Origin of the sequence: Bradyrhizobium cenepequi (assembly GCF_020329485.1) — a bacterium.
Taxonomy (GTDB): Bacteria; Pseudomonadota; Alphaproteobacteria; order Rhizobiales; family Xanthobacteraceae; genus Bradyrhizobium; species Bradyrhizobium cenepequi.
The window spans coordinates 56,521-80,439 of sequence record NZ_JAGKJI010000005.1 but is presented as its reverse complement, the minus strand read 5'-3'; the positions used below and the strand labels follow the sequence as shown (position 1 = coordinate 80,439).

At 61.6% G+C, this 23,919-nt stretch carries 25 protein-coding genes; 14 read left to right on the top strand and 11 right to left on the bottom strand.

Annotated features, from left to right (window positions below; all coding sequences use genetic code 11):
• Nucleotides 1-64 precede the first annotated feature (64 nt).
• A complete protein-coding gene (locus J6497_RS08565) occupies nt 65-250 on the top strand; it encodes a hypothetical protein (RefSeq protein ID WP_225703822.1) in 186 nt (61 codons plus the stop codon).
• Nucleotides 251-354: 104 nt separating this feature from the next.
• Here J6497_RS08565 and J6497_RS08560 read toward each other — a convergent pair whose 3' ends face one another.
• On the bottom strand, nt 355-1,293 hold the full coding sequence (locus J6497_RS08560; RefSeq protein ID WP_225703821.1) for a hypothetical protein: 939 nt from the start codon (nt 1,291-1,293) through the stop codon (nt 355-357).
• Between the two features lie 284 nt (nt 1,294-1,577).
• A complete protein-coding gene (locus J6497_RS08555) occupies nt 1,578-1,958 on the bottom strand; it encodes a hypothetical protein (RefSeq protein ID WP_225703820.1) in 381 nt (126 codons plus the stop codon).
• 231 nt (nt 1,959-2,189) lie between these two features.
• On the opposite strand from J6497_RS08555, the gene J6497_RS08550 reads away from it, so the two are divergent.
• The 8 genes from J6497_RS08550 to J6497_RS08515 all read left to right on the top strand — a co-directional run bounded on the left by J6497_RS08550 (nt 2,190) and on the right by J6497_RS08515 (nt 8,986).
• Nucleotides 2,190-2,789 carry a L,D-transpeptidase gene (locus J6497_RS08550; protein ID WP_225703977.1) on the top strand — a complete coding sequence of 200 codons (600 nt, stop codon included), beginning with the start codon at nt 2,190-2,192 and terminating at the stop codon, nt 2,787-2,789.
• Nucleotides 2,790-3,075: 286 nt separating this feature from the next.
• Nucleotides 3,076-3,657 (top strand): septal ring lytic transglycosylase RlpA family protein, encoded by a 582-nt coding sequence (locus tag J6497_RS08545; RefSeq protein ID WP_376708181.1) that lies wholly within the window; start codon nt 3,076-3,078, stop codon nt 3,655-3,657.
• A 389-nt stretch (nt 3,658-4,046) separates the two neighbouring features.
• Entirely contained in the window at nt 4,047-6,368 is a 2,322-nt protein-coding gene (locus tag J6497_RS08540) for a TonB-dependent siderophore receptor (protein WP_225703819.1), read from the top strand.
• Between the two features lie 8 nt (nt 6,369-6,376).
• Complete coding sequence (locus J6497_RS08535) at nt 6,377-7,525, top strand: PepSY-associated TM helix domain-containing protein (RefSeq protein ID WP_225703818.1); 1,149 nt, start codon at nt 6,377-6,379, stop codon at nt 7,523-7,525.
• Nucleotides 7,526-7,647: 122 nt separating this feature from the next.
• The gene (locus J6497_RS08530; protein ID WP_225703817.1) at nt 7,648-8,010 is read left to right on the top strand and encodes a hypothetical protein; all 363 of its coding nucleotides are present in this window, start codon (nt 7,648-7,650) and stop codon (nt 8,008-8,010) included.
• Between the two features lie 150 nt (nt 8,011-8,160).
• Nucleotides 8,161-8,340: a hypothetical protein gene (locus J6497_RS08525; RefSeq protein ID WP_225703816.1), complete on the top strand. Its 180-nt coding sequence runs from the start codon at nt 8,161-8,163 to the stop codon at nt 8,338-8,340.
• A 116-nt stretch (nt 8,341-8,456) separates the two neighbouring features.
• Nucleotides 8,457-8,753, top strand: coding sequence for a hypothetical protein (locus J6497_RS08520; RefSeq protein ID WP_225703815.1), 297 nt, complete (start codon nt 8,457-8,459; stop codon nt 8,751-8,753).
• Nucleotides 8,750-8,986 carry a hypothetical protein gene (locus J6497_RS08515; protein WP_225703814.1) on the top strand — a complete coding sequence of 79 codons (237 nt, stop codon included), beginning with the start codon at nt 8,750-8,752 and terminating at the stop codon, nt 8,984-8,986. The genes J6497_RS08520 and J6497_RS08515 overlap by 4 nt, the downstream gene beginning before the upstream one ends.
• A gap of 99 nt (nt 8,987-9,085) precedes the next feature.
• Here the strand turns inward: J6497_RS08515 and J6497_RS08510 are convergent, their stop codons facing one another.
• Nucleotides 9,086-9,328: a hypothetical protein gene (locus tag J6497_RS08510; protein WP_225703813.1), complete on the bottom strand. Its 243-nt coding sequence runs from the start codon at nt 9,326-9,328 to the stop codon at nt 9,086-9,088.
• Between the two features lie 469 nt (nt 9,329-9,797).
• On the opposite strand from J6497_RS08510, the gene J6497_RS08505 reads away from it, so the two are divergent.
• The 3 genes from J6497_RS08505 (at nt 9,798) to J6497_RS08495 (ending at nt 12,685) form a co-directional block, all read left to right on the top strand.
• A complete protein-coding gene (locus J6497_RS08505) occupies nt 9,798-9,977 on the top strand; it encodes a hypothetical protein (protein WP_225703812.1) in 180 nt (59 codons plus the stop codon).
• Between the two features lie 129 nt (nt 9,978-10,106).
• A complete protein-coding gene (gene serA / locus J6497_RS08500; RefSeq protein ID WP_225703811.1) occupies nt 10,107-11,363 on the top strand; it encodes a phosphoglycerate dehydrogenase in 1,257 nt (418 codons plus the stop codon).
• A gap of 1,046 nt (nt 11,364-12,409) precedes the next feature.
• Nucleotides 12,410-12,685: a hypothetical protein gene (locus J6497_RS08495; RefSeq protein WP_225703810.1), complete on the top strand. Its 276-nt coding sequence runs from the start codon at nt 12,410-12,412 to the stop codon at nt 12,683-12,685.
• Between the two features lie 115 nt (nt 12,686-12,800).
• On the opposite strand, the gene J6497_RS08490 is transcribed toward J6497_RS08495, so the two are convergent.
• Complete coding sequence (locus J6497_RS08490) at nt 12,801-12,965, bottom strand: hypothetical protein (RefSeq protein ID WP_225703809.1); 165 nt, start codon at nt 12,963-12,965, stop codon at nt 12,801-12,803.
• 9 nt (nt 12,966-12,974) lie between these two features.
• Nucleotides 12,975-13,205, bottom strand: coding sequence for a DUF6894 family protein (locus tag J6497_RS08485; protein WP_225703808.1), 231 nt, complete (start codon nt 13,203-13,205; stop codon nt 12,975-12,977).
• Nucleotides 13,206-13,570: 365 nt separating this feature from the next.
• Between J6497_RS08485 and J6497_RS08480 the strand changes: the two genes are divergently transcribed.
• Nucleotides 13,571-13,840: a DUF2312 domain-containing protein gene (locus J6497_RS08480; RefSeq protein WP_225703807.1), complete on the top strand. Its 270-nt coding sequence runs from the start codon at nt 13,571-13,573 to the stop codon at nt 13,838-13,840.
• Nucleotides 13,841-13,998: 158 nt separating this feature from the next.
• Here the strand turns inward: J6497_RS08480 and J6497_RS08475 are convergent, their stop codons facing one another.
• Entirely contained in the window at nt 13,999-14,172 is a 174-nt protein-coding gene (locus J6497_RS08475; RefSeq protein ID WP_225703806.1) for a hypothetical protein, read from the bottom strand.
• 242 nt (nt 14,173-14,414) lie between these two features.
• Between J6497_RS08475 and J6497_RS08470 the strand changes: the two genes are divergently transcribed.
• Complete coding sequence (locus J6497_RS08470; protein ID WP_225703805.1) at nt 14,415-15,335, top strand: DMT family transporter; 921 nt, start codon at nt 14,415-14,417, stop codon at nt 15,333-15,335.
• 25 nt (nt 15,336-15,360) lie between these two features.
• Here the strand turns inward: J6497_RS08470 and J6497_RS08465 are convergent, their stop codons facing one another.
• The 5 genes from J6497_RS08465 to J6497_RS08445 all read right to left on the bottom strand — a co-directional run bounded on the left by J6497_RS08465 (nt 15,361) and on the right by J6497_RS08445 (nt 23,465).
• Nucleotides 15,361-15,831, bottom strand: a complete 471-nt coding sequence (locus tag J6497_RS08465) for a hypothetical protein (protein WP_225703804.1) — start codon at nt 15,829-15,831, stop codon at nt 15,361-15,363.
• Nucleotides 15,832-16,162: 331 nt separating this feature from the next.
• The gene (locus tag J6497_RS08460) at nt 16,163-17,101 is read right to left on the bottom strand and encodes a superantigen-like protein SSL4 (RefSeq protein WP_225703803.1); all 939 of its coding nucleotides are present in this window, start codon (nt 17,099-17,101) and stop codon (nt 16,163-16,165) included.
• Nucleotides 17,102-17,491: 390 nt separating this feature from the next.
• Nucleotides 17,492-18,124 (bottom strand): 5,6-dimethylbenzimidazole synthase, encoded by a 633-nt coding sequence (bluB, locus tag J6497_RS08455; protein WP_225703802.1) that lies wholly within the window; start codon nt 18,122-18,124, stop codon nt 17,492-17,494.
• Between the two features lie 239 nt (nt 18,125-18,363).
• Nucleotides 18,364-19,440: a GTP pyrophosphokinase gene (locus tag J6497_RS08450; protein ID WP_225703801.1), complete on the bottom strand. Its 1,077-nt coding sequence runs from the start codon at nt 19,438-19,440 to the stop codon at nt 18,364-18,366.
• 230 nt (nt 19,441-19,670) lie between these two features.
• The gene (locus tag J6497_RS08445; protein WP_225703800.1) at nt 19,671-23,465 is read right to left on the bottom strand and encodes a vitamin B12-dependent ribonucleotide reductase; all 3,795 of its coding nucleotides are present in this window, start codon (nt 23,463-23,465) and stop codon (nt 19,671-19,673) included.
• Nucleotides 23,466-23,919 lie beyond the last annotated feature (454 nt).

The following is a 23,919-nucleotide window of genomic DNA, read 5'->3' as shown; positions in this document are numbered from 1 at the left end:
CAAATTGCGGTCCAACCGATCAGGACGGTGTGCTGACCGGGGCAAGCAACATCGGGAGAGCGACATGATGCCAGAAACGCAGATTCACGTGGTCGCGCGGCAGATGTTGGAGCAGCACGGCTTTGAGGCGATCGCCCGGGCGGCGCAGAAGGCGCAGCTCTGCGAGGATCAGGGTGAGGCCGAGGAGGCCCGCGAATGGCGCCACATCGAAGCCGCCATGAAGATCATGCGCGGCCCACACCAGAGTTGACGCGCTAGAGCTTCGGTTCTGGTTGAATCAGAACCGAAGCTCTGGATCCTTTGTTTTGATGCGTTTTCTTCACGCGAACCGGTGTCCGCTTCGCTCGAAACGCTCTATCGCACCGGCATCGGCGGCCGTACCACCGGTCCACCATCCTGCGCCTGCGGCTGAGGTACCGTTTGCACCGGAGGAGGAGGCGGCGGCGGCGGCGGAGCAGCGATAGCGGTTTGCGCGGGCGGGTATGCCGGCGGCGGCTTCGGCCTGCGCACGGGTGCTGCGACGGGTCGGGCCGGGGGAGCGGTCCGCGGGCGCGCGGCCTGTGCCGAAACCCTGGCCTCGGAAGCCCTCGCCATGTCGCGCGCGATCTGATCCTGGCCAGCCTTCAGCTGCTCGATGGTGGCCTTGAGCTGCTGAATCTGTTGGCCCATCGTCGCGAGATCGTGCGCCATCGACTGCAGCAATTGTGAGGAATCAGGAGAAAGGGGCGCGGCTGCTGTCGGCGCAGCGGCTTCCGCAGCCTGACTCTGGGGCGCCGTGTCCGGTTGTGCTGGGGCCTGATCGGTCGCGGCTGTTTGAACAGCGGGCGCGGCCGGTTCATCGGCGGCGGTCTGAACGGCGGGCGGGGCGGGTTGCTCCTCGGTTGCCGTCGCATCTCCCGATGATTGTGACGATAACGACGATAGCAGCGAGAACTGCGGTATCCACTCCGCAATCATCTGCTTGGCGGTGTCGCCGTGATGCTTCCAGGCTGCCGCCGCGAAAGCGCTGAGCAGGGCGAACAGGAAGGCCATCGCGGCGCGCTTTGCCCATTTGGCGATCGGTGAAGGCTCGGTCGGGAGCTGGATATGGTCGCTGGCCGTCACGCGAAAACTGGTATCGAGCGATGGCGCTGAAGCGCTGGATGCCGCGTAGCTCTGCGGTGCCGGTGCGTGGTCCACCTCGGCGCGTGGCGTTGGCGGTGCGCGATCACCGCGCGCCGCCAGAACGACTTCGGGGTCGATCACGAAAACATCGTGCGGATCGGATTCTTTAGCATTCAGCGTGGAAAGCATTGGCGCTCCATCCTCAGTCCAATGCCACCCGCTCAGGAAGCGGCCGGCGGATTTACCCTACGTCAACCATCCTCTGCCCAGCCCCACGACTCCAGCCAGGTGTGACCAAAGCAAGGCAAGAGGAAGGAGAGTCTAGGGCTGCCCCGCGCTGACTTTGCCGGAAATTCGGGAACAGCCGCGCAACGGACGCAGCCAAAGTGGGATGACTTTTGTTCGAGTCGTCATCGCGCTTTAGCTCTCCGTTCGAGCATGAAACCGGTGTCCACTTTTTCGGATCAGGCTTTCTAGTTCTTCGGACGGATGAAACCGGCAAGGTGAGTCTTCTGGGCTTCGCACCAGGTCGTCATCCCCAGCCGCCGCTGGGCGAGATCAGTCGCCTGTGTGGCGACCGCGACTTCGGCCATGAGTTCGTCATCCTGACGTTCGCCCATCTTGCCGCCCGTGTGCATGAAAGCGATCGCCTTGCGCACCTTCTCCGTGGTTCCATCGGGCAGGTGCATTTCTTCGGCCTTTTGTACGAGATCCTGATAGACGAGGTCGGTGTTCGGACATTCGACCTTGGCGGCAAATGCCTGCAGTACCAGCGTCACGTAGGCCGAGCGCGGATCCGCCTGCGCGGGCTGAGCCGCGAGCAACAAGCCCGCGATTAACAAAGTATAGCGCATCCTCGGGAACCTCCTGTTTTTCCGGGAGGCTAGCGTCGGCCGATGTCCTGTGCAACCGATGCAACACCGGACCAGTAAGCGCAATCAAACAGACGTGTTCCAACACGCTCTGCCATGATTTCAGCACTATTCTGGCAGCAACTAGGTAATAGGTTAACGCAGGGGAGACGTGCGGTGTCGAGACTGGGGCTCGCAGTTCTGCTGACGGGGGCGGTGACGCTTGCCGGCTGCATGCAGGCGACGCTGTCGCCGTCCACAGAAGCCAACATGACGCCGCGCGATCGGCAGTTGCTGGCCCATCCGCCTTACGCGCAGGCGTCGATCCCTCAGCAGTTCCAGCGCCACATTGTCGACTATACGCGAAAGGAACAGCCGGGCTCGATCCTGGTCGATACCGACGCGCGCTATCTCTATTACGTGCTGCCGAATGGCAAGGCGATTCGCTACGGCGTGGCGGTGGGCGAGGAGGCGATGGCCTTCTCCGGCGTCGCTACCGTCGGCCGTATGGCCGAGTGGCCCGACTGGGTTCCGACCAGGGATATTCAGGAGCGGCTCGGGCCTTATCCGTCGCGTGTCGCCGGCGGCCCGGCCAATCCGCTCGGCGCGCGGGCGCTTTACCTCTTCCAGGGCAACAAGGATACGCTGTACCGCATCCACGGCACCAATCAGCCGGAATATATTGGACAGGCGATTTCCTCCGGTTGTATCCGCATGGCCAATGCAGACGTGATCGACCTGTACGGCCGGGTGAAGGCGGGCGCGACAGTGGTCGTGCTGCCGCCAGCCGCGGGCACGGCGTCGGCCGGGCCGTTCAGCCCGCGCCGCGGTTGATTTGATCCAGCTCACCATTCTTCATTCCGGGGCGACGCATTAGCGTCGAACCCGGAATTCATTTGGCCTTTGCGCCCGCGGCCAATTGATTCCGGGGCCGCGTGCTTGGCACGCATCTCCGCCCGGAACGACAGCGCCGGCTGTGGCGCAATCACCACACTTTGCGGGAATTGCGCAGCGCCAAGCATGCCCCGACGCTTCCTGCCCCGGTTACGCCCCGATTGGAGTTCGCCCTTAGCGACGTTGGATTTCGGCTTGGGCTAGGGGCGCGAGTTGGGGATGCAACATGTGTTTCGACCGTGCCGTGAATTCGTGCGTCGACGTTGGGGGGCGGGCGCAGGTTGAAGCGCACCTGATCTCAGCCGGGCCTGTGGGGAAAGCCACGCGGCTGATTGCGGTTGTTCTCGGAGCCGCTTCATTGGCGGCCTGCGCGCAGTCGACCGTCGTCAGTCAACGATCGGAAATGGGCGCGAGCAGGCAGGCATCGTTCGTGCACACCCGCACGGCAGCGATAGCGATGAAGAAGCGGGTAGCGGCGCTGCGGAAGCACACGCGGCTCACCTCGCGCAAGGGTGGCGATGCCAAAGTGGCAGCCCAGGGTGTTGCGAGCTTCTACAGCGAAGACTCGCAGACCGCGAGCGGAGAGAAGTTCGACAAGAACGAATTGACCGCCGCGCATCCGAACCTGCCGTTCGGCACCAAGCTTCGCGTTACCGACGTCAAGAGCGGCCGTTCGGTGACGGTGCGGGTCAACGACCGCGGTCCGTACGTGCAGGGGCGGATCGTCGACGTCTCCTATTCCGCCGCGCAAGAACTCGGAATGGTCGGCAAGGGTCTCACCAACGTCCGGCTCGACGTGCTCCATTAGCTTGGAGAAAGATCGGGAATTTTCTCCATCGTTGTCGGGAAAATCTCCCTCGCTCTCGGCGCTTTAATCACGTTGCCCGCGCGTATCGCCGCGATAAGATTCAATCTGCTACGCCCCGCGCCTTGAACTTATCCATTGCGTGCGGATTTCTGACCCAATGAACTTCAGTCCCCGCCTTCCGTTCGTGGAGGCGGGGTTTTCTTTTTGGCTCGGCGCCGGTGGGCGCGGGGCCGCGAGCTGCATTCGGTTCTTCTGCAGCCAACAAGCTGATACCTCTGCTTTGAATTGAACTAATTCCATATTGTACGGATTCCAGTTCGTACAGGTTGAATTCGTTTGAAGCGTGTTGAAAGCGTCTGCAATGGTCCCCGCACAAACTGGGGACTGCGATGTTGGGGTTGTTCTTCAACGCGCGCGCCTGCGAGGGCGGCGTGCGCGAACGTTTACTGCTGCTCTTGGGAATCTCCGTGCTTCCGTTGATTGCCATTCATGCCGGCGATGCACATGCTCAAACCGGTGGCAGCGGCTATTCGTTGCCGCCGGTCGTGGTCGAGCAAAGCGCGCCTCGCAAACGGCAGGCGCGCCCGCAGCCAAGCTCGCGTTCGGCTTCGGCAACTCGCGCACGGTCCACTGCTCGCCGGCAGGCCGCACAGCAGCAGGCGGCACCTCAACCCTCGGCATCATCCTTTGAACGCGGCACCGATCCCGTGAAGGGCTTCGTGCCTTACGTCAGTTCGGCGGCGATGAAGACGGACACGCCGATTCTCGAGACGCCGCAGTCGGTCTCGGTCGTCAGCCGCGACCAACTCGACGCGCGTTCGGTCAACACGCTCGTCGAAGGACTGCAGTATGTCGCCGGTCTTGCGATTCAACCCGGTGGCAAGGACTCGCGCTTCGACAACGTTTACCTCCGCGGCTTCAGCAACAACGGCTACGGCGCTTATCGTGACGGCCTTCGTGAATTGGGCGATCCCAACTACTTCTCGCTCTTCCGCAGCGAGCCCTACGGTTTCGAGCGCATCGACGTGATCAAGGGGCCGAGCTCGGTGATGTACGGGCAGGGCTCGCCGGGCGGTCTCGTCGACATCATCAGCAAGCGGCCGACCGAGCAGCCGTTCGGCGAGGTCGTCGGCCTGCTCGGCAATTATGAGCGTTTCCAGGGCGCGTTCGACGTCGGCGGTCCCCTGACCAAGGACGGCTCGCTGCTGTATCGCCTGACCGGCGTGGTCCGCGAGGCCGATGCGCAGATCGCGGAGTTCTCGAAATTCGTGAAGGACAATCGGACTTATATCGCGCCGGCGTTGACGTGGAAGCCAGACAACAGCACCACACTGACAATCCTGAGCGAGTATTCCCATGACTTGACCGGAAACGCATTTCCGCTCTCGGTTGCGCATGTGGTTCCGCCCGCAACTATCACCAGCGTCAAGGCGCTGCCGATTTTCCTTGGCGATCCCAGCTACAACAGGTTCGATCAGGAACAGGCGCGCGTCGGCTACCTGTTCGAACATCGCTTCAGCAATGACCTGATCTTCGAATCGCGTTCCCGCTATGGCCACACCAAACTGGACTATCGCTATTTGACCTTTGTGGGATCGCCGCTCGATATCATGACGACCTATCCGCGACGCGCGGCAAGGATCGAAGAAGAGGGCGACTCGTTCGCAACCGACAACCACGTCATCGCCAAGCTCAGCACCGGACCTGTTCAGCACACAGTGGTCTCCGGCATCGACTACCAGATGCTCGATCTGAGGAACCGCACGTTCTCTGGTGCCGCACCGCCGATCAGCCGGCTGAATCCGATCTACAACCAGCCGATCCCGCTGCCGACTACGCCCTTCATGGGATCGGTAGATCAGAACCTCGAGCAGGTCGGCATCTATGCGCAGGACCAGATGAAGATCCAGAACTGGATCTTCACGCTGGCCGGCAGGTACGACATGTCGGACCAGAATACGTTCGATCTCCTGAAGGCCAAGACAACCGATACAAAGGACAACGCCTTCACCAAGCGGGGCGCCATCTCCTACGTGTTCGATTCCGGCGTCGCGCCCTACTATAGCTATTCGGAATCGTTCCTGCCGACTGCGGGCACGACGTTTGCCGGCAATCCCTTCAGGCCGACCACCGCGCAGCAGCACGAACTCGGCGTGAAATACCAGCCCAACCGCAGCCTGCTGATTACGACAGCCCTGTACGATCTGACCCAGCAGAATGCGCCGACTCCGGATCCCGCCAATATCGGCTTCCAGGTTCAGCTTGGCGAGGTCAATTCGCGCGGCGTCGAGATCGAGGCTCTCGCGCAGGCCTTGCCGGGGCTCAACATCATTGCGACTTACACCAATCAGGACGTGACGGTGACGCAGAGCACCGGCTCTGACCTCAACAAGGTGCCCGTGCTGGTCGCGCGGGAGCTTGCGTCGGCCTATGTGGATTATACGATCCAGGGCGGCACGCTGGACGGCTGGGGAGTCGGCGGTGGTATCCGCTACAATGGTCCAACTTACGCTGACCAGCAGAATACCATCGTGAATGAAGGCTACACCGTGTTCGATGCCGGGATCCATTACCGTCAGCCCAAGGGCATCAACCTCGCGCTGAACGTGAAGAACATTGCCGACCGCGTCACGACGGCCTGCACCACGAATGGCGGCTGCCAATACACCAGCCCGCGAACCATCACGGGCACAGTGAGCTATCGCTGGTAGGCGCGCCGATGGCCCGACCGCAAACGATCCGGCTGTGGTCGCGCATTCACACCTGGACCTCGCTGGTCAGCATGGTGTTCCTGCTGATGCTGTGCGTGACCGGCCTGCCGCTGGTTTTCCATCACGAAATCGATGATCTCCTCGAAGAGGAGATCGCGGCGCCAGAGATGCCGACCGATACCCCGCGTGCATCGCTTGATCGGGTGATCGAGGTCGCGCAGCAGCACTATCCCGGCCAGTTCGTTCTCCTCGCCAATTTGAAGCAGGCGGTGCCGCTGGTCACAGTCGCGATGTCGCCGACCGCCGTTCCCGTGCCCGGCCGGTTTCATCGCGTCACTATCGATGCGCGCACAGCCAATGTGCTCGGCGAGGAGACGCCGCATCAGGACATGATGGATATCGTGCTGCGCATCCACAAGGACATGTTCACGAGCTTGCCAGGCGAATTGTTCCTCGGCGCGATGGGGCTTGTCTTCGTCGTGTCACTAATCTCGGGCATCGTCGTGTACTGGCCGTTCATGCGGCGGCTGGATTTCGGCACGATCCGACGCGGGTCGTCGCCGCGCCTCAAATGGCTCGATACGCATAATCTGCTCGGCATCGTCACGGTGACCTGGGCCGTGGTGGTCGGCTTGACCGGGACGATCAACACGCTGGCGACGCCGCTGTTTGACCTGTGGCGCGCGCAACTGGTGCCGGTTCTGCTCGCCCCGTATCAGGGCAAGCCGGTCGCGCCGATTCCCTCCGTTCAATCCGCCGTCAGCCGTGTGCGCGAACGATTTCCCGATCGATTGGTGACATCCGTCACGATGCCGACATCGGCCCGCTTCGGCAGTCCGCAACATGTGATCGTCTGGACCAAGGGCGCAACTCCGTTCACGGCGCGCATGCTGCAGCCGATGCTGGTCGACGCCAACAATGGTGAGGACATCATTGCGCCGCAGGTGCCCTGGTATCTGAAGGCACTACAGGTCTCGCGACCGCTGCATTTCGGCGATTATGGCGCACTGCCGCTCAAGATCGTCTGGGCGTTGCTCGATCTCGTCACCATTATCGTGCTAGGCAGCGGCATCTATCTGTGGATCGCCAAGCGGCGCGCCGTACCGGCGCGGAGCAGGTTGCCGGATGTGCGGCAGGCTATGGAGACCAAGGCCTAGCCTATGGCGAGCGCCTGAAGCGCGGAGGAACCGGAACTTCACGGCTCGTTGAACGGAAAATGGGAACGGCGTCCGCATCCCATCGTTGCCGCTTCCGAAGGGGCACCATTGGAGGAGGACCGATGAAGAAGCTTGCACTATTGGGCGCCGCCGCGATGCTGACGGCGGCGACGCTCGCCACCCCGGCGATGGCCCAAGGAGTCACGCAGGAGCCGGGCGCGATCGGATTCAGCTATCCGAATTCGCGCTACCTGACCGGCAGCTATGGCGTCGGTACGCCCTATAACACCGGCCGCTATCCCCGCATGGGCTATTATCGGCAGGCCTACTACGGGCCGGTCTATCACCGACCCTATTACGGGCCGGGTCCGGGTGAGGTCGCAGCCGGCGTCGTCGGTGGCGCGATCGGTACGGCAGCCGCGATCGCTGCCGCGCCGTTCGAGCCATATGATTCCTACGCCTATTATAGCTACGATCCCTACTGAGGAACGGAGTAGCGACAAGAGAGCGGCCCTAGGGGCCGCTTTTTTGTTGCCGCGCCCGCCGCTCCATCAAATCGTCACGTTCCCGGCGAATTGCGGCCAAAGCCTGTTGGCAACTGGCGCAGACGGCAGCGCAAACATGGGATAAAGAAATTGTCCTACAGGATGATCGCAGAACGCGACAACGAGAAGGTCAAGGTCGAGCGCCAGAGTTCATTGGTCATTGTCGCCAAAGCGCGCGTCTTCGCGAGCGCCGGTTGGCAAGTCGTGATCACCGACGACGGGGGAAAGTCGTACGCTCCAGCGGAGTTTGATCAATTGTTAGCGGCTTGATTTATTCGCGCATTAGATAGAACCGCGCCATGCGGTTCATGTCCGCAGCTCAGCAAAACGTGAACGGCGCATCGATCTCGCGCGCGAGACGGCCGCACTGACTGCGGCGCGCATCCGTGGTTGGTGCTTGGGAAGATCATTCTATTTCAGGCTCGGATCAGGAAGGTGCCGTTTCGCCGGCCGACATTCGCAGCGAAGTTTCTTCCGAGGATGCAGGGGCCGGATACGCCGACCCATTCAAGCTCGCACATCCGTCGTGGTCGATCACGATGATGTTTTCAGATGATGAATATCATTCCATTGAACGTGCGCGTCCGATCGCTATCTCGACACACGAAAATCACGATGACTTCGAAACGTTGGTGAAGGTGAACGCCACTCGTTTGGTCAAATCGAAAGGGATTAGGCGATGACTGCATTCAAGTTTTTCAGCGCGGTTACATTGATATCGGCGGCGATCGTCACTCCGGCGGCTGCGCAGCAGGCGGTCCAGGAGCCTGGCGCGCAGGCGTTCTATCAGAGCCTGGGCGTCGGCTCCCATTCCTACCCGCGGAATGCCCTGGCGTCCGTCGGCCGCGTCGACCTGTCGGTTGTAGCACCTCCGGCGCGTCATGCGCGCGCTTCCGCGAGGCATCACCGACGGTGACGTGGTGATAAGGCCGGCGGGTATAGTGTAGGCCGGAGCCTTCTTCAGACGAAGGAGGATCGCGTTCGCGCGCCGGCCGCCTTCGCGTCGTGTCGCTGTTCAAATCCGCCTTGTGGCGCGCCATGCCGGAACGGGATCGAGCGGCGTGCGATAGAGTTCGATATTGTCGGCGTCGGTGACGCGAACCGCACAGCCCTTCGCTTTCAACTCGGGCTTCACTTGCGAGAGCTCGTTGGCGAGCTGATCGGCTCGGTCGGAGGCAACGTGCAGGTCCTCGAGGATGATCGAGCCCTGATTCCTGAACTCTTCTCCAACGACGAGATCGAAGCTGTAGCAAGGCATCCGAAGCACTCCTGTTTCGGTATGCAGTGCATGGTAGCACTGAGTCGGTGGTTCCCTAAGACAAGCAATGCGCAATGGTTAAGCTCAGCGCGCCAACAATATGCAGCGATGCGCGAACGCATCACGACGACTCATCGTGCGATGGAATGACTCCGTAGTTTTGCGGTGACTGCCGGCAAGTGTGATCCAGGCCACTTCTGACTTGTTAGGACTTTATTAAACTCATCGGGGTCAGCTTAAGGGCAGGGGAATTTGCAGCGGAACCGGACTCCGGGAGCCGGCAGTTGCAAGAGAAGGCCGGCGGCGTAACGCCCGCCGGTCTTTTCTCTGGAGCCATGACGGCATCAAAGAAGCCTCTGCACAATCTCCGGCCCCCAGTGCAATCCGGATGCATCCGATCGATCGAGCGCAACCTTCCTGCTCTCGAACGCGTTGTGCCGGCATGACAGCTCAGCAGACCCTTCACCCCATGAAGAATTTCGACCCGTCCGAGCCCGCGGTCCTGCACGACCGCGCCACGGACGAGATTATCACCTGGACCGGCGACGAAGCCGACGACTTCCGCCGCTCCAGCAACGCGCGCGCCGACGGCGCGATCGCGTGGCGCCAGTTCGTGTTCGACGGATGGGGGAACGTGCTGGGCGGGTGACTGGACCACGACACGGCGGCTTGTGCTTTCGGTGGTTGCCTCGGGCGGCAAGGGCGGATATCCGTCCGCTCGTCCGGGCCAGCCCAAATTTCCGACGATCGGTCCGGCGAGACCACGATCGGACGAGCGATGCCCCTGTCTCTGCCCAAGCAAAAGATCCGCGTCCTGCTGCTGGAAGGCGTGAACGTATCCGCCGTCCGCCTGTTCGACGTCAATGGCTATACCGAGGTCGAGCGGCTGACGAAGGCACTCGGCGCCAAGGAGCTCAAGAAGGCGCTGTCGGGCGTGCACATGCTGGGCATTCGTTCGAGGACCCAGCTCACTTCCGATGTGTTGGAGGCGGCCGATCGGCTGATCGCGGTCGGCTGTTTTTCCGTCGGCACCAACCAGGTCGATCTTGACGCCGCACGGCGGCTCGGCATTCCCGTGTTCAATGCGCCTTATTCCAACACCCGCAGCGTGGCGGAACTCACCATCGCCGAGGTGGTGATGCTGCTCCGAAGGGTATTCCCGCGCTCGGTCGCGGCGCATGCCGGCGGTTGGGACAAATCCGCGGAGGGCAGCCGCGAGGTGCGCGGCAAGACGCTCGGAATCATCGGTTACGGCAACATCGGCTCGCAATTGTCTAACCTCGCCGAAGCCATGGGCATGCGCGTGATCTTCTTCGACCAGACCGACAAGCTCCGTCACGGCAACACCGAGCCGGTCGAAACGCTGGACGAACTGCTCAGCGCGAGCGATGTCGTCTCCCTGCACGTACCGGAGACGCCGGCCACCGCCAACATGATCGGCGAGCGCGAGCTGCGGCAGATGAGGCAGGGCGCCTATCTCATCAACAACTCGCGCGGCACCGTCGTCGACCTCGATGCGCTCGCGCGCGTCCTGCGCGAAGGCTGGCTCGCCGGCGCCGCTGTCGACGTCTTCCCGGTCGAGCCGGCCTCGAACGCAGACCGCTTCGTCTCGCCGCTGCAGGGCCTTCCCAACGTGATCCTGACCCCGCATGTCGGCGGCTCCACCGAGGAAGCCCAGGACCGCATCGGCGGCGAGGTCGCGCGCAAGCTGATCGACTATTCCGATGTCGGCTCGACGCTCGGCGCCGTCAACTTCCCGCAGGTGCAACTGCCCGCCCGGCCGACCGGCACCCGCTTCATCCACGTGCACCGCAACGTCCCTGGCGTGCTGCGCCAGGTCAACGACGCCGTCTCCCGCCACGGCATCAACATCCTCGCGCAATACCTGCAGACCGATCCGGAGGTCGGCTATGTCGTGCTCGAGACCGACGTCGTCGGCGGCGAGGGCGAGGGACTTTTGGCCGATCTGAGGGCTGTGGAAGGCAGCATCCGCGTCCGCGTGTTGTACGATCATGACCGGCCGGTGGCGCGGTGAGGGATCTCGCTCAATTGTCGAACAGCGGACCTGTAGGATGGGTAGAGCGCAGCGAAACCCATCGCGATGGAGCAAGCGGTGCGAATGATGGGTTTCGCTGCGCTCTACCCATCCTACGTCTGATTCAAACAGCGGATATGAAGCTACGTTCTCGCGGCATTCGCTGCCCGAGCTTTGCGTCTCGTTTCACCCTCTTCGATAGTAGAGGGCGCAGGGAAAGCCGGGTGCCGGTTGCACCCGTGGGCCCCGTGCAACAAAAAGCACGGGGGTAGGACCACAGGTCAACCGAAGCAACACCGGCTTTCCCTGCGCAGTGGTTTACGGCTTACTTCGTGCTCTTCCCGGTGACCGGGCTTTCTTGCCACCGTCATCTCTCGCGCAAATTTCTTCGCGCAAAAAAACTTAGCGCCAGCGTCGGGGCGCCAGAACCACACGACTTCGCCGTCCACGGATAGTCACGCTCGTCAGTCGCAACACCCGCGTCCACCGCATCTCACCGCAACGTTCGTGACGATCGCGAGCCGCCCCTCATTTCGGGTGAGACGCGCGGAGTTAAATCACTGATTTGCCCGACGACGGAAGCGGAATGTTTTTTGCGCGAGGGCTGGACGGGGCAAATCACGTTGGAATTGCTGCCGAATTTTTCTCCGTCATTCCGGGGCGTCCGAAGGACGAGCTATGATGTGCAATTGCACATCAGAGAATCCATCCAACCGCAGAGCATGCGGGGAATGGATTCCGGGCTCGCGACTTCGTCGCGCCCCGGAATGACCGAGCCCTCACAGTTACGCCTCACAGCGTCCTGCAGTTCTGCGCCACCGTGCTCTTGTCGAGCGCGGCGCGGTCCCCTCGGGCGCCCTGCAAGATCATTCTGTTTCCGAGTGAAGTTCAGCGGTCCAAGGCTGCATTTCGCGTGACTCGCGAAACAACGCGCTACGTAGAGCTACGGATCGCAATCTTGCATTGTTGCAATGCAACAGGCTGTATACCGCGGTGCAATAATAGACCTATCTTCCTGGGCGACGAATCCACCCAGGAGAATTGCAGTGAAGAAGACTTCCCTCACCATCGCAGCCGTGCTCGCGATCTCAATGGCAGGCGGCACTGCCGGCTTCGCTGCGGAATTGCCGACCTATGAAGTCAAGGGTCTGCCGATCTCGCCGGTGCAAGTCGGGCTATTGGGAGCCGCGAATGTCCAGGAACAGGCGCCGGCCGCCACCTCAGCGGTGTCTCCACACCAGTTGAGTGTCCTGACGCCCCGATCGAAAGTGCGGGCAGCGGCGGCTGCGACGACCCGGACCGAAGGTCTTGCAGCCCGCTGACCAACACCCGCAAAGCTGCGCAGATGGCGAAAGGCCCGCGACGTGCTCGCGGGCCTTTCGTGTGATGGGGGTGGTGCTCAATGTGAGTTAGCGGCTTGCGCTCCGCCGATCCGCGTTAGAAGGCCCGCTGCTTCGCGCGCCACTTCGGGCCGCGCCCGCGCATGTAGTGAAGCTCGGGCCGATAGGGATTGCAGACGCTTTCGATCAGCTTTTGGCAGCTTGCGATGATCGCATAGAGACGTCGGCGCAGCGGCCTCAAGGAGGGGTGTGCCAGCAGCATGGCGTCACCTCAGTGCAACTTGCCAAGCACGGACGCGAACGGCAGGGCGAAGATTTCGTTGCCGAGGTCATCGGCGACGTGCAGGATCCAGAGCCGCCAGTCTTCCTCGCTGGGCGTCATGATGAGCGCGCGCACCAGGCCTTCCGCATGCTGGCGGGCCTCGGCCAGGTCCATGGTGTGACCGCATTCATCGATCAAAACGTGTTTGGTGTCGGAGCAGTGGAAATAGAGTTCGGCCATGTTCCGCCTCCTGCGGCTAGAGCATTTCGGTTCCGATGAATTAGAACCGAAGCTCTAGATTCTTGTTTTGACGCGTTTTCTTCACGCGAACCGGTGCCCACTTCGCTCGAAAACGCTCTAGGGACCTCACAGTCTATCGATAGCAGCACGGGCGACGGCGGAGAATCCGGGTGATCCCCCATCGGGAAATTACGGAGAATGCTGGGAATTCGACTCACGTCGTCGTGATTGATTGGGCTCGCCCAAAGGCTTGATGCGCCATGCGGGCTGGCTGCGGCGAGCGCTGCTTGCGGCGGGCTGTGAGGTTAACACATTGTTTATTTCTTTACGCCCATTTTCACGACCTCATTCAGCAAAGAGGCAGCATGTCTGACATCACCATTCCCGGCGGGCGCATTCGTTCTTTCGTCGAGCGGATCGAGAATCTGGACACCGAATTGCAGGAGTTGAACGAGCAGAAGAAGGAAGTCTTCTCCGAAGCCAAGGCCGAAGGCTTCGATGTGAAAATCCTCAAGGAGATCATCAAGCTGCGGAAAGAGGATAAGGAAGAGCGCGACGAGCGCGAGACCTTGCTCGATCTCTACATGCGCGCGATGGAAACGGCTCCGCCGGAGAAGACCGCCAAGGCGGCGTGACGCGATCGACGTGACATGCGTATGGCGGGTTGGCCACCGGGTCCGTGCTTCGCGCGGCCCGGTGGCGGGCTCCGCGTAACCCGCCGACGTGCCAGGAGTATGCGGCGGAATAGGCCAACGCTAGTCCGTTCTACGGGGTCATGGCCGCGCGCCTGATATCACCGAAACAGCGCGACGTAGATCACGTAGAGCCAGCTCAGAATGCCGTGGATGATTGCCCACAGGATCGAATGGTTGTTGGTATAGGAGATCGCGATGGCCAAGGCTGAGCCGAAGCCCACGCCGTATTTCGCGCCCTCGACCCGAACTCCGTAGTATCGATTTCCGTTCATGGTGATCCTTTCAGCGCGCAGGGGAGGAATATCCAAACCAGAGCACGTTGTTTTTAGCGGAATCGGGAGTCCCAATTGCGGGAATTTCCGATGCATCGCAAGTCCTGGACGCTGCCCTTTCCCATGCCTACCAGCACTTCGCGAGTGAATGGCGAATTGTACGGTGCCAATCGGCCTGCGCGCCCGTCAGCCTTGCATGGCCGTGGGTTGATCCGCCGTGATGGCTGACGTAAGCGTCGGCGATGACCAAGCCGGCCATCGGCGCCAATGCTCCAGCCCACAAATCGGATCCGAAACCGGCCCTGCTTGGGGTGGCCTGCGGCCTTGGCGCCGCGTTGTGCTGGGCGCTTGGCTTCGTCTCGACACGGCACGGGCTGAAAGTCGGATTCACGCCCGCGGACCTGCTGATGCATCGCTACGTGTGGTCGGGCATCGCGTTCCTGCCGCTCGTGCTTCGCGCCGGAATAGGCAATCTCTGCGGCATCGGATGGGGCCGCGGACTGGTGCTGATGGTGCTCGGCGGACCCGTGATGTCGATCATCAGCTATACCGGCTTCCTGTTCGTGCCGCTGGGGCATGGCAGCGTCATCCAGCCTTCCTGTGCGACGCTCGGCGGCCTGTTTCTCGCCGCCGCTTTGCTGAAGGAGCGGATTTCGTTTTCGCGGGTATTCGGGGCGGTCGTCATCGTCGGCGGCCTTGCCGTGATCGGGGCTGAATCGATCGGCCATATCGGGCCCGACGGCGTGCTGGGCGATCTGATCTTCGTCCTGACCGGATTGATGTTCGCGGTCTTCGGCACGCTGCTGCGCCATTGGCGCGTCTCCGCCTTCGCCGCGGCCACCGTCATCAGCGTGGTGTCGCTCTCGCTGCTGCCGGTCTATGCGGCATCCGGTGGGCTCGGCCGCGTGATGGCGCTCGGTCTCGGCGAAAACGCGCTGCAGGCCGTGGGGCAGGGGGTTTTGGCCGGCCCCGCGGCGATGTATCTGTTCGCATTCTCGATCCAGCTTCTCGGCGTCGCCCGCGCCGCCGTCTTTCCGGCGATGGTGCCGGCGCTGACCCTGCTCGTCGGCTGGCTCCTGCTCGGCGAGCCCCCGACCGCGCTGCAGGCGACGGGGCTGGTCCTGGTGCTGTCCGGATTCTATCTGGCGCAACGGCAGCGGTAGAGCATCATCCGGCGAGTCGCTCTACCTATCTGCCGCGTGGATCATTCAGTTGCATGGTGATCACATCCATCGGTCGCCAGTACGTCTCAAACCCATTATCGTAGTCGGCACGAACACTGTGGATATTGAGCTTGCAGTCGCCTGTCTGCCGATGGATCGGCGTCCCAAGTCCATTTTCCACCCACGCGCACACGTGCCTGCCAAAGCGAATTGCACCCAATGAACTATCGTAGATCAGGCCGGCAACTCTGATTTTGTGTTGGTTGTAGAGTTTGCAGTCGGACGCTGCCCAATCGCTGGTGACATATTTATCGCACAGGGTCGCCGACACCCACGCGCGATTGAGATCGGGGTCGGAACGGAATTCCAAGAAGGCAGCACCGTTGGGTGTGCGCCAAACACCGGGAACTTTCGCAACGAAAACGGATTGGGAATGCGCCTTCACGGGCACGACCACCATGAAAATCGTCAATAGCGCCGCGATCACTGTCTTCATTTTTGCCTCCGTTGGCACATGCCCCAAGGTCGAAATGTTTGCAGTAGTTTGCGCCGGAGAGAAATAAACTCCGCGTTTACATTCGCAGGTAGGGCTCACTTTCGTTCGATCCGGGGCCGCTAGGGTTGCGCGCGCCGGTCTTATCCAGAGCATTTTCGGTTCCGATTAGATCAGAACCGAAGCTCTGGATCCTTTGTTTTGACGCGTTTTCTTCACCCGAACCGGTGTCCACTTCGCTCGAAAACGCTCTCGTCGTTCGCATCCAGTTGATGAACGCGACGCCCATCAGTTTGGTCGCAGACTTGACGCGCCATGGGAGCGATTGTGCACCTCACCAATCCGGATATTCCCAGGGTTCGTCCATATACGGCGGAGGCCTCCAGGGCACGCGCGACCGGCTGGGCCGCCGAGGTTCGGCTACGGGCACGCGCTGGCGCGCAGTCGCACTGCTCTCTTTCTTTGCGCTCGGCGCAGAGGATTTCGCGGACGAGGCGGCGAGCTGCGCTTGCAGCGCCTGTACCTGCTCGGCGATGCGCGCATTGTCCCGGGCACCTTGCTCCTGCGCCGCCTTGAGCTGTTGAATGGAGTCCGCATGCTCGCGAAGCGTCTGGTCGTGACTGCTTTTCAGTTGCTCCAGCTTTTCGTTGATGCTCGCAAGGCCCTGCGAGATGGTCTTGAGCGATTGCGCCACATCGGCAGATGTCGAGGCGGGAGATGTGGTCGCGCCGGCCGGCGGAGCGTCCTTCGTTTCCTGGGGGCTCGGAGGCGCCGGCGCCTCCTTGTTGCTCGAAGGTGGTGGCGCGGAAGGTTGGCCACCTGCTTCTGCCACCTTGACAGTCAGCGATTTCGCGGGACCGCCAGGCTCGGACGCCGCCGGGAGCGCTGTCGAGGCTTGCGGTGCCCATCGCGCCATGATCGCCTTGGCCTCATTGCCATAACGCGCGGCGAACGCAGCGCCAACGATGCCCATCGCGAGCAAAAGGCCGACAAGGACCCGCAGTATGGGCCGGTTCCGTTTCGGGCTTGGGGGAGGAGCCTGGTTGTCCGACGCGCGCCCCTCGTTCACAGCAGCGCTGCTCCGCTCGGCACCGGCACTTTCCTGCGGGGGCGGTGGGCTATCGCTCCCATGTTCCAATCCGGAGACCACCCGGTCCAGGCGCGCAAGGTCTTCCTCTGCGCTCTTGATCCGTTCATAGGCGCGGGCCAACTCGCCATCGGCGGGTTTCATGCCGTGCGGTTCGTCCGGCTTCGGTTCGTCCGTCTGAGGCACCGATGCGCTCTCCATTCAGTCTTGCATCAACGGAGTGCGGCAGTCCGAGATCGTTAACAAGGATAGGCCCCGTCGCCGCTTTGATCAAGACAAGGCGGGCGTGAGGGAGAATTTATGGCGACCTCGGGCCGGCCGCTTCCGCCGGGTTCGTGCGCCGGGCGCAGCAGACCCAGCTCTCATAGACGCCAAGCTGTCTGCGCCTTCGACAAGTCCGGCAGAAACCAATCGTTAGGCTTTCATCGCACCCGATTTGCTCGACTCCGATTCGTTCTTTGGGAACGAAATAGAGTCAGACACAGAACGAAATGATTTCGTTCTCATGTAGGACCAACAGCTCGCCATCGTTGGCGGCAATCCATGCTTCTTCGCTCTGAACTGCCTCGTGACGAGTTATCGTCGTGTCGTGAACTCATGCGAGGGGCGTCGATATTCCCAACCTGTTCGTTCAAGCTCGGGATGGTCAAGCTCCGTCTGGGGATAGCCCACGCAGAGATAAGCGACGAGCTTCTGAGAGCCTGGTACGTCCAAGATTTCATTTATCCGCACAGGGTTCAGGATCGACACCCATCCAAGCCCGATTCCTTCGGCCCGCGCGGCGAGCCACATCGAGCAGACGGCAGCGACGACCGAATATTCGATCGTTTCCGGCATGGTCGCGCGTCCGAGGCCGTGGCCGATATCGCCGGCCTTTTCCGCGAAGACGGCGAGATGACCTGGCGCCTCCTCGAGACCTGACAGCTTCAGTGCGGCATATCGGGCCGCGCGATCGCCCGAATAGGATGCCAGAGCATCGGCGTTGCAGGCCCTGAAGTCGTCGATCACGGCGCTGCGTCTTGCCGGGTTCTGCACGATGACGAACCGCCACGGCTGACTCAGGCCGACCGATGGGGACAGGCAGGCGATGTCGATGAGCCGCTCCAGGGCGCCGTCAGGCAGCGGATCGGTTCGGAATCGCCGCACGTCGCGCCGCCAGATGAGGAGTTCGCGCAACTGCTGGCGAAATTGCTCGTCGAAGGCAACCATCAGAGTTGCAGATTCGGATGAAAGAGCGCGGCGGTCAACTGGATGGCTGTCCGGATCTTCGGCTGGCGAGAAATTAGTTGGACGTTTAGGCATCCAGTCAGTGCGCGACGTCGAAGAGTGGATTCGGAGCCCGTAGGATGGGTTGAGCGCTTGCGAAACCCATCATCTTCGCGGATCGCAGTTGATGGGTATCGCTTCGCTCCACCCATCCTACGTGCTGCGGCCAAGGTTGATTTGCATCACCCGAAGGGAGCGTCCTCATCTAGATTGTCCCGAGGAAAGTCTGGGTCGTCTTCACCTTCGATCCAAATTTCGTTCTTATTCATTAAATCTCTGAATTTCTTTCGGCCGTATCTTTTAGCTAGCAGGCTTGCAGTCGGCTGATCCAGACCTGTCCATCCCTTCCAGACCGTGAAATACCGGTCGATGTCATGATACATCATCAATGTCCGAATAAATCCAATAGCGTTCTCGTCTCCGGTTATGTGCTCACCGATTTCTTCCAGAAGAGCTTTGTCTGCGATCCTTTTCAGATCGGCAATTTTGTTCAATCCGAATGCCTTGAACTCACTTAGAATATCATCAGGGATTTCTGTGAAACTTATCTTTAGATCGTGCTCCTCCGCGAGTCGCTCAAGATACGGCCGCAAAGTTAGAGAGTTGAGCTCTGTATCTGAAAGCTGACTTGCGGTTTTCGAGGCGATTTCTGATTTATAAGCATCTACTTCACGCGCAATTTCGTCGAATGCGCCATCGACGATTTCTAGCATTCCAGAATATAGATTTAGTTTCCGCTGAATCTTAGCTGGCAGTCCTGTTCCTAATTTGAACGACCGATCATGGGCAAGTTCGGCCCAGGCATGCTGCAATACAGTCCTGACCTGAATTTCGAATGTTAGGTCGCTTAACGCTTCGTACTCCAGCAATCCTCTCCGGCTCTGCCCGAGAGAGCATACAAAGTGCGTAGAGCGATATCCCATCCGATCGTCTCCTAGATCGGAAGCTCGGTCGAGGCTGTTCTTCTCGTCTACGTCGAAGGTTGTCCGTATTAGATCGCTAATTGCTTTGACTTGGGTTTCCAAGAAGGTGATGACTCGAACGCCAGACAAGTCCGTGAGCTGAATGGACGGATGCGTATACTTCTTGCGCTTAATTTTCTCCTCCGCGGACGCAAGATCTTTGGTCCGACCCGCGATGCTTAGGTATTCTATGGCGCTTCTGCTTAGGATATTTTGAAGCAATCCCACGACGGCGGGCGTCAATCTTCCGTGCCGGGGAAGCGCGTCTTCAAGCCATGACTGCGCATCTTGTGACACCGCGGGTCCTTCCAATATCTTACTTGTGCGAGAGTGCTGGTTACCTGTCACACGAATTGATCTGGCTGCTTTGAGTCGTGGCGGCTCGGCTGCCAAGTATAGATTTTCGAATTATTGGATCGCGGATCGTGGATGACCGTTGCAATATCAATTAGCGGCCGAACTCGGAGGGGCAGCCTTTCGGGTGCCCCTCATGAAGATCATGCTCGTTTTGGGCTCATTCACGCTCCTCACGAACACCCCGTCGTGCTGCCGCACGTATCGCACTTCATGCAGGTGCCATTCCGCACCAGCGTGAAGTTGCCGCACTCCGAGCACATCTCGCCCTCGTAGCCCTTGGCCTTCGCTTCCGCGCGGCGCTCGGCCTTGGTTGGGGCAACCGCTGCGGCGGTGCCGGCTTTGCTCCAATGCCCCACTTTCTCCGCTGGCGAGAGATCGTGCTCCGTCTCCTGCTTCAGCGCGACCGCGCCTTCGAGCGTGTCGGAGATGCGCGACGTGGCGCCTTGCGAGGAGAGGGCGGTGACGCGGTTGCCGCCGGCGGGGGCGTTGTCGGCGGTCTGGCTGACCGCGGTCGAGCCGCCGCGCATGACGACGAGGTTGTCGGTGCGCGAGCGGGTGAGGCCGCGTGACAGGTACTTCGTTGCCTGGTGCTGCGGTCCCTCCGGGTCCTTGCCTTCCTCGACGCCCTTGCCGAGCGCGTCGAAGCCGCTCTCGTTGGGATCGACATGGGCGAGGTCGAAGCGGGCGAGATAGCTCACCGCGAGCTCGCGGAAGACATAGTCGAGGATCGAGGTCGCATACTTGATGGAGTCGTTGCCCTGCACCGGGCCCGCCGGCTCGAAGCGGGTGAAGGTGAAGGCGTCGACATATTCATCCAGCGGCACGCCGTATTGCAGGCCGAGCGAGACCGCGATCGCGAAGTTGTTGATGAAGGAGCGGAGCGCCGCGCCTTCCTTGTGCATGTCGATGAAGATCTCGCCGAGGCGGCCGTCGTCATATTCGCCGGTGCGCAGATAGACCTTGTGGCCGCCGACCACCGCCTTCTGGGTGTAGCCCTTGCGGCGGTCCGGCATCTTCTCGCGCTCGCGCATCACGACGATGCGCTCGACCAGCTTCTCGACGATCTTCTCGGACACCTGCGCGGCACGCGCGGCGGCCGGCTTCTCGTAGAGCGCTTCCACCGCATCGTCCTCGTCCTCATCATCAGAGATGAGCTGCGAGTTGAGCGGCTGCGACAGTTTCGAGCCGTCACGGTAGAGCGCGTTGGCCTTCAGCGCCAGCTTCCAGGAGAGGAGGTAGGCGGACTTGCAGTCCTCGACTGTGGCGTCGTTCGGCATGTTGATGGTCTTGGAGATCGCGCCCGAGATGAACGGCTGGGCGGCCGCCATCATGCGGATGTGGCTCTCGACCGAGAGATAGCGCTTGCCGATCTTGCCGCAGGGATTGGCGCAGTCGAACACCGGATAGTGCTCAGGCCTAAGATGCGGCGCGCCTTCCACCGTCATCGCGCCGCAGATGTGCACGTTGGCGGCCTCGATCTCGCGCTTGGAGAAGCCGATCGCCGAGAGCAGGTCGAAGCCGGGGGCGGCGATCGCTTCCGCGCCGATACCGAGTTGGTCGCGGATGAAGTCCTCACCGAAGGTCCACTTGTTGAAGGCGAACTTGATATCGAAGGCGGTCGGCAGCGCCTTTTCCACTTTTGCAATGGCTTCATCCGTGAAGCCCTTTGCCTTCAGCGTCGAGGTGTTGATACCGGGCGCGTTGGACAGCGAGCCGTGGCCGACGGCATAGGCCTCGATCTCCGCGATCTCGCTCTCCCGATAGCCGAGCACACGCAATGCCGCCGGCACCGCCTGGTTGATGATCTTCCAATAGCCGCCGCCGGCAAGCTTCTTGAACTTCACCAGCGCGAAGTCGGGCTCGATGCCGGTGGTGTCGCAATCCATCACGAGGCCGATGGTGCCGGTCGGTGCCACCACGGTGGTCTGGGCGTTGCGATAGCCATGCTGCTCGCCGAGTGCGAGCGCATCGTCCCAGGCCCTGACCGCATGCGTGACGATGTCGGCTTGCGGGCAGGAGGCGTGGTCGAGCGGCACCGGGTTGACCGCGAGCGCCTCATAGCCGGACGCGTTGCCGTGGGCGGCGCGGCGGTGATTGCGGATCACCCGCAGCATATGGGCGGCGTTCTTCTTGTAGCCGGGGAAGGTGCCGAGCTCGGCCGTCATCTCGGCTGAGGTCTTGTAGGCGATGCCGGTCATCACGGCGGTCAGCGCGCCGCAGAGCGCGCGGCCTTCCTTGCTGTCATAGGGCAGGCCCATGGTCATCAGGAGGCCGCCGATATTGGCGAAGCCGAGGCCGAGGGTACGGAATTCGTAGGAGAGCTCCGCGATCGCCTTCGACGGGAATTGCGCCATCAGCACGGAAATCTCGAGCACGATGGTCCAGAGCCGGCACAGATGCTCGTAGGACTCGACGTCGAAGCGGCCCCCACCCAACCCTCCCCCGCCTGCGGGGGAGGGTTGGGAGGGGGTGTAGAACGTCAGCAGGTTGGCTGAGGCGAGATTGCATGCCGTGTCGTCCAGGAACATGTATTCCGAGCATGGATTCGACGCGCGGATGTCGCCGGACGCCTTGCAGGTGTGCCAGTCGTTCATCGTGGTGTTGAAGTGCAGGCCCGGATCGGCGCTGGCCCAGGCGGCATAGCCGATCTTCTCCCAGAGATCGCGCGCCTTCAGCGTCTTCGTCACCTTCTTGTTGGTGCGGGCGATCAGGTTCCAGTCGCCGTCGGTCTCGACGGCGCGCAGGAAGTCGTCCTTCAGCGAGACCGAGTTGTTGGAGTTCTGGCCGGAGACGGTGAGATAGGCTTCCGAATCCCAGTCGGTGTCGTAGATGTCGAACTGGATGTCCTTGTAGCCTTGCCTCGCGAACTGGATCACCCGCTTGATGTAGTTATCAGGCACCATGGCGCGGCGCGCGAGCTTGATCTCGCGGCGCAGGGCTGGGTTCTTCTCGGGATCGAAGCAGTCGTCGCCCGAGCCCTCGCAGTTGACGCAGGCCTTCAGCACGGCCTTGAGGTGCTTCTGGTTGATCTTGGAGCCTGTGACGAGGGCGGCGACCTTCTGCTCCTCCTTGACCTTCCAGTCGATATAGGTCTCGATGTCGGGGTGATCGATGTCGACCACGACCATCTTGGCCGCGCGGCGGGTGGTGCCGCCGGACTTGATCGCGCCGGCGGCGCGGTCGCCGATCTTGAGGAAGCTCATCAGGCCCGACGAGCGGCCGCCGCCGGAGAGCCGTTCGCCTTCGCCGCGCAGGCGCGAGAAGTTCGAGCCGGTGCCGGAGCCGTACTTGAACAGGCGCGCCTCGCGCACCCAGAGATCCATGATGCCGCCGTCGTTGACGAGATCGTCCTCGATGCCCTGGATGAAGCAGGCGTGCGGCTGCGGATGCTCGTAAGCCGATTTGGACTTGGTGAGCTTGCCGGTCTTGTGGTCGACGTAATAGTGGCCCTGGCCGGGGCCATCGATGCCGTAGGCCCAGTGCAGGCCGGTGTTGAACCATTGCGGCGAGTTCGGCGCCACCATCTGTTTTGCCAGCTGGTAGCGGATCTCGTCGAAGAAGGCCTGGGCATCTTCATCGGAGGAGAAGTAGCCGCCCTTCCAGCCCCAATAGGTCCAGCAGCCGGCGAGGCGATCGAACACCTGCCTGGCCGAGGTCTCGCCGACAATGCGCTCGTTCTCAGGCAACAGCGCCAGCGCCTCGGTGTCGGGCACCGAGCGCCACAGCCAGGACGGGACGGTCTCTTCCTCGACCTTCTTCAGACGCGCGGCGACACCCGCTTTGCGGAAATATTTCTGCGCAAGCACGTCGGAGGCGACCTGCGACCAGAACTCGGGCACTTCGACATTCTCGGCCCGGAATACGATGGAGCCATCGGGATTGCGGATCTCAGACGTGGTCAGCCTGAAATTGATCCCGGCGTAGGGAGATTGTCCGGCCGTGGTGTTGCGGCGTTCGATAATCATGCGTCGTGCCCCGTCTTCTGCCCGGCCTCCCTGCATTGGCGCGAGGGTGGTCCGGAAATGTTATTCCTAGAGCGAGCCCCTGGTCCCAACCTTCCGCCCGAAGGGTAGGGAGCCAGAGCCCCGCAAGCTCAGCCGGTGGACCGGCCTGTTTCTCTCGACCGCAGGTCATCGGCTGACACCGATCCCGGCGGCGGCATGTCCCTGACCGGCCCAGGCGGACCGTTCGGGTCATGCGTTCAACGCCCCAAAACTTGTAACGCGACAGATCACCAATGAGCCTTTTCCGGCCCGTTGTTGGCGTCCCAAAATGCCCGGGAAATTCGACGAGGAATTTCCGAAATCGCGGGCAGCAAAGCCCTTCACCCGCAGCCTGTTCGGCTGACGGAGTGGTCGTTCTGGACCCTTTTGGGAGCGACCGGCGGGGACCCGAAACACACTCGCGCCGAACAGGAGG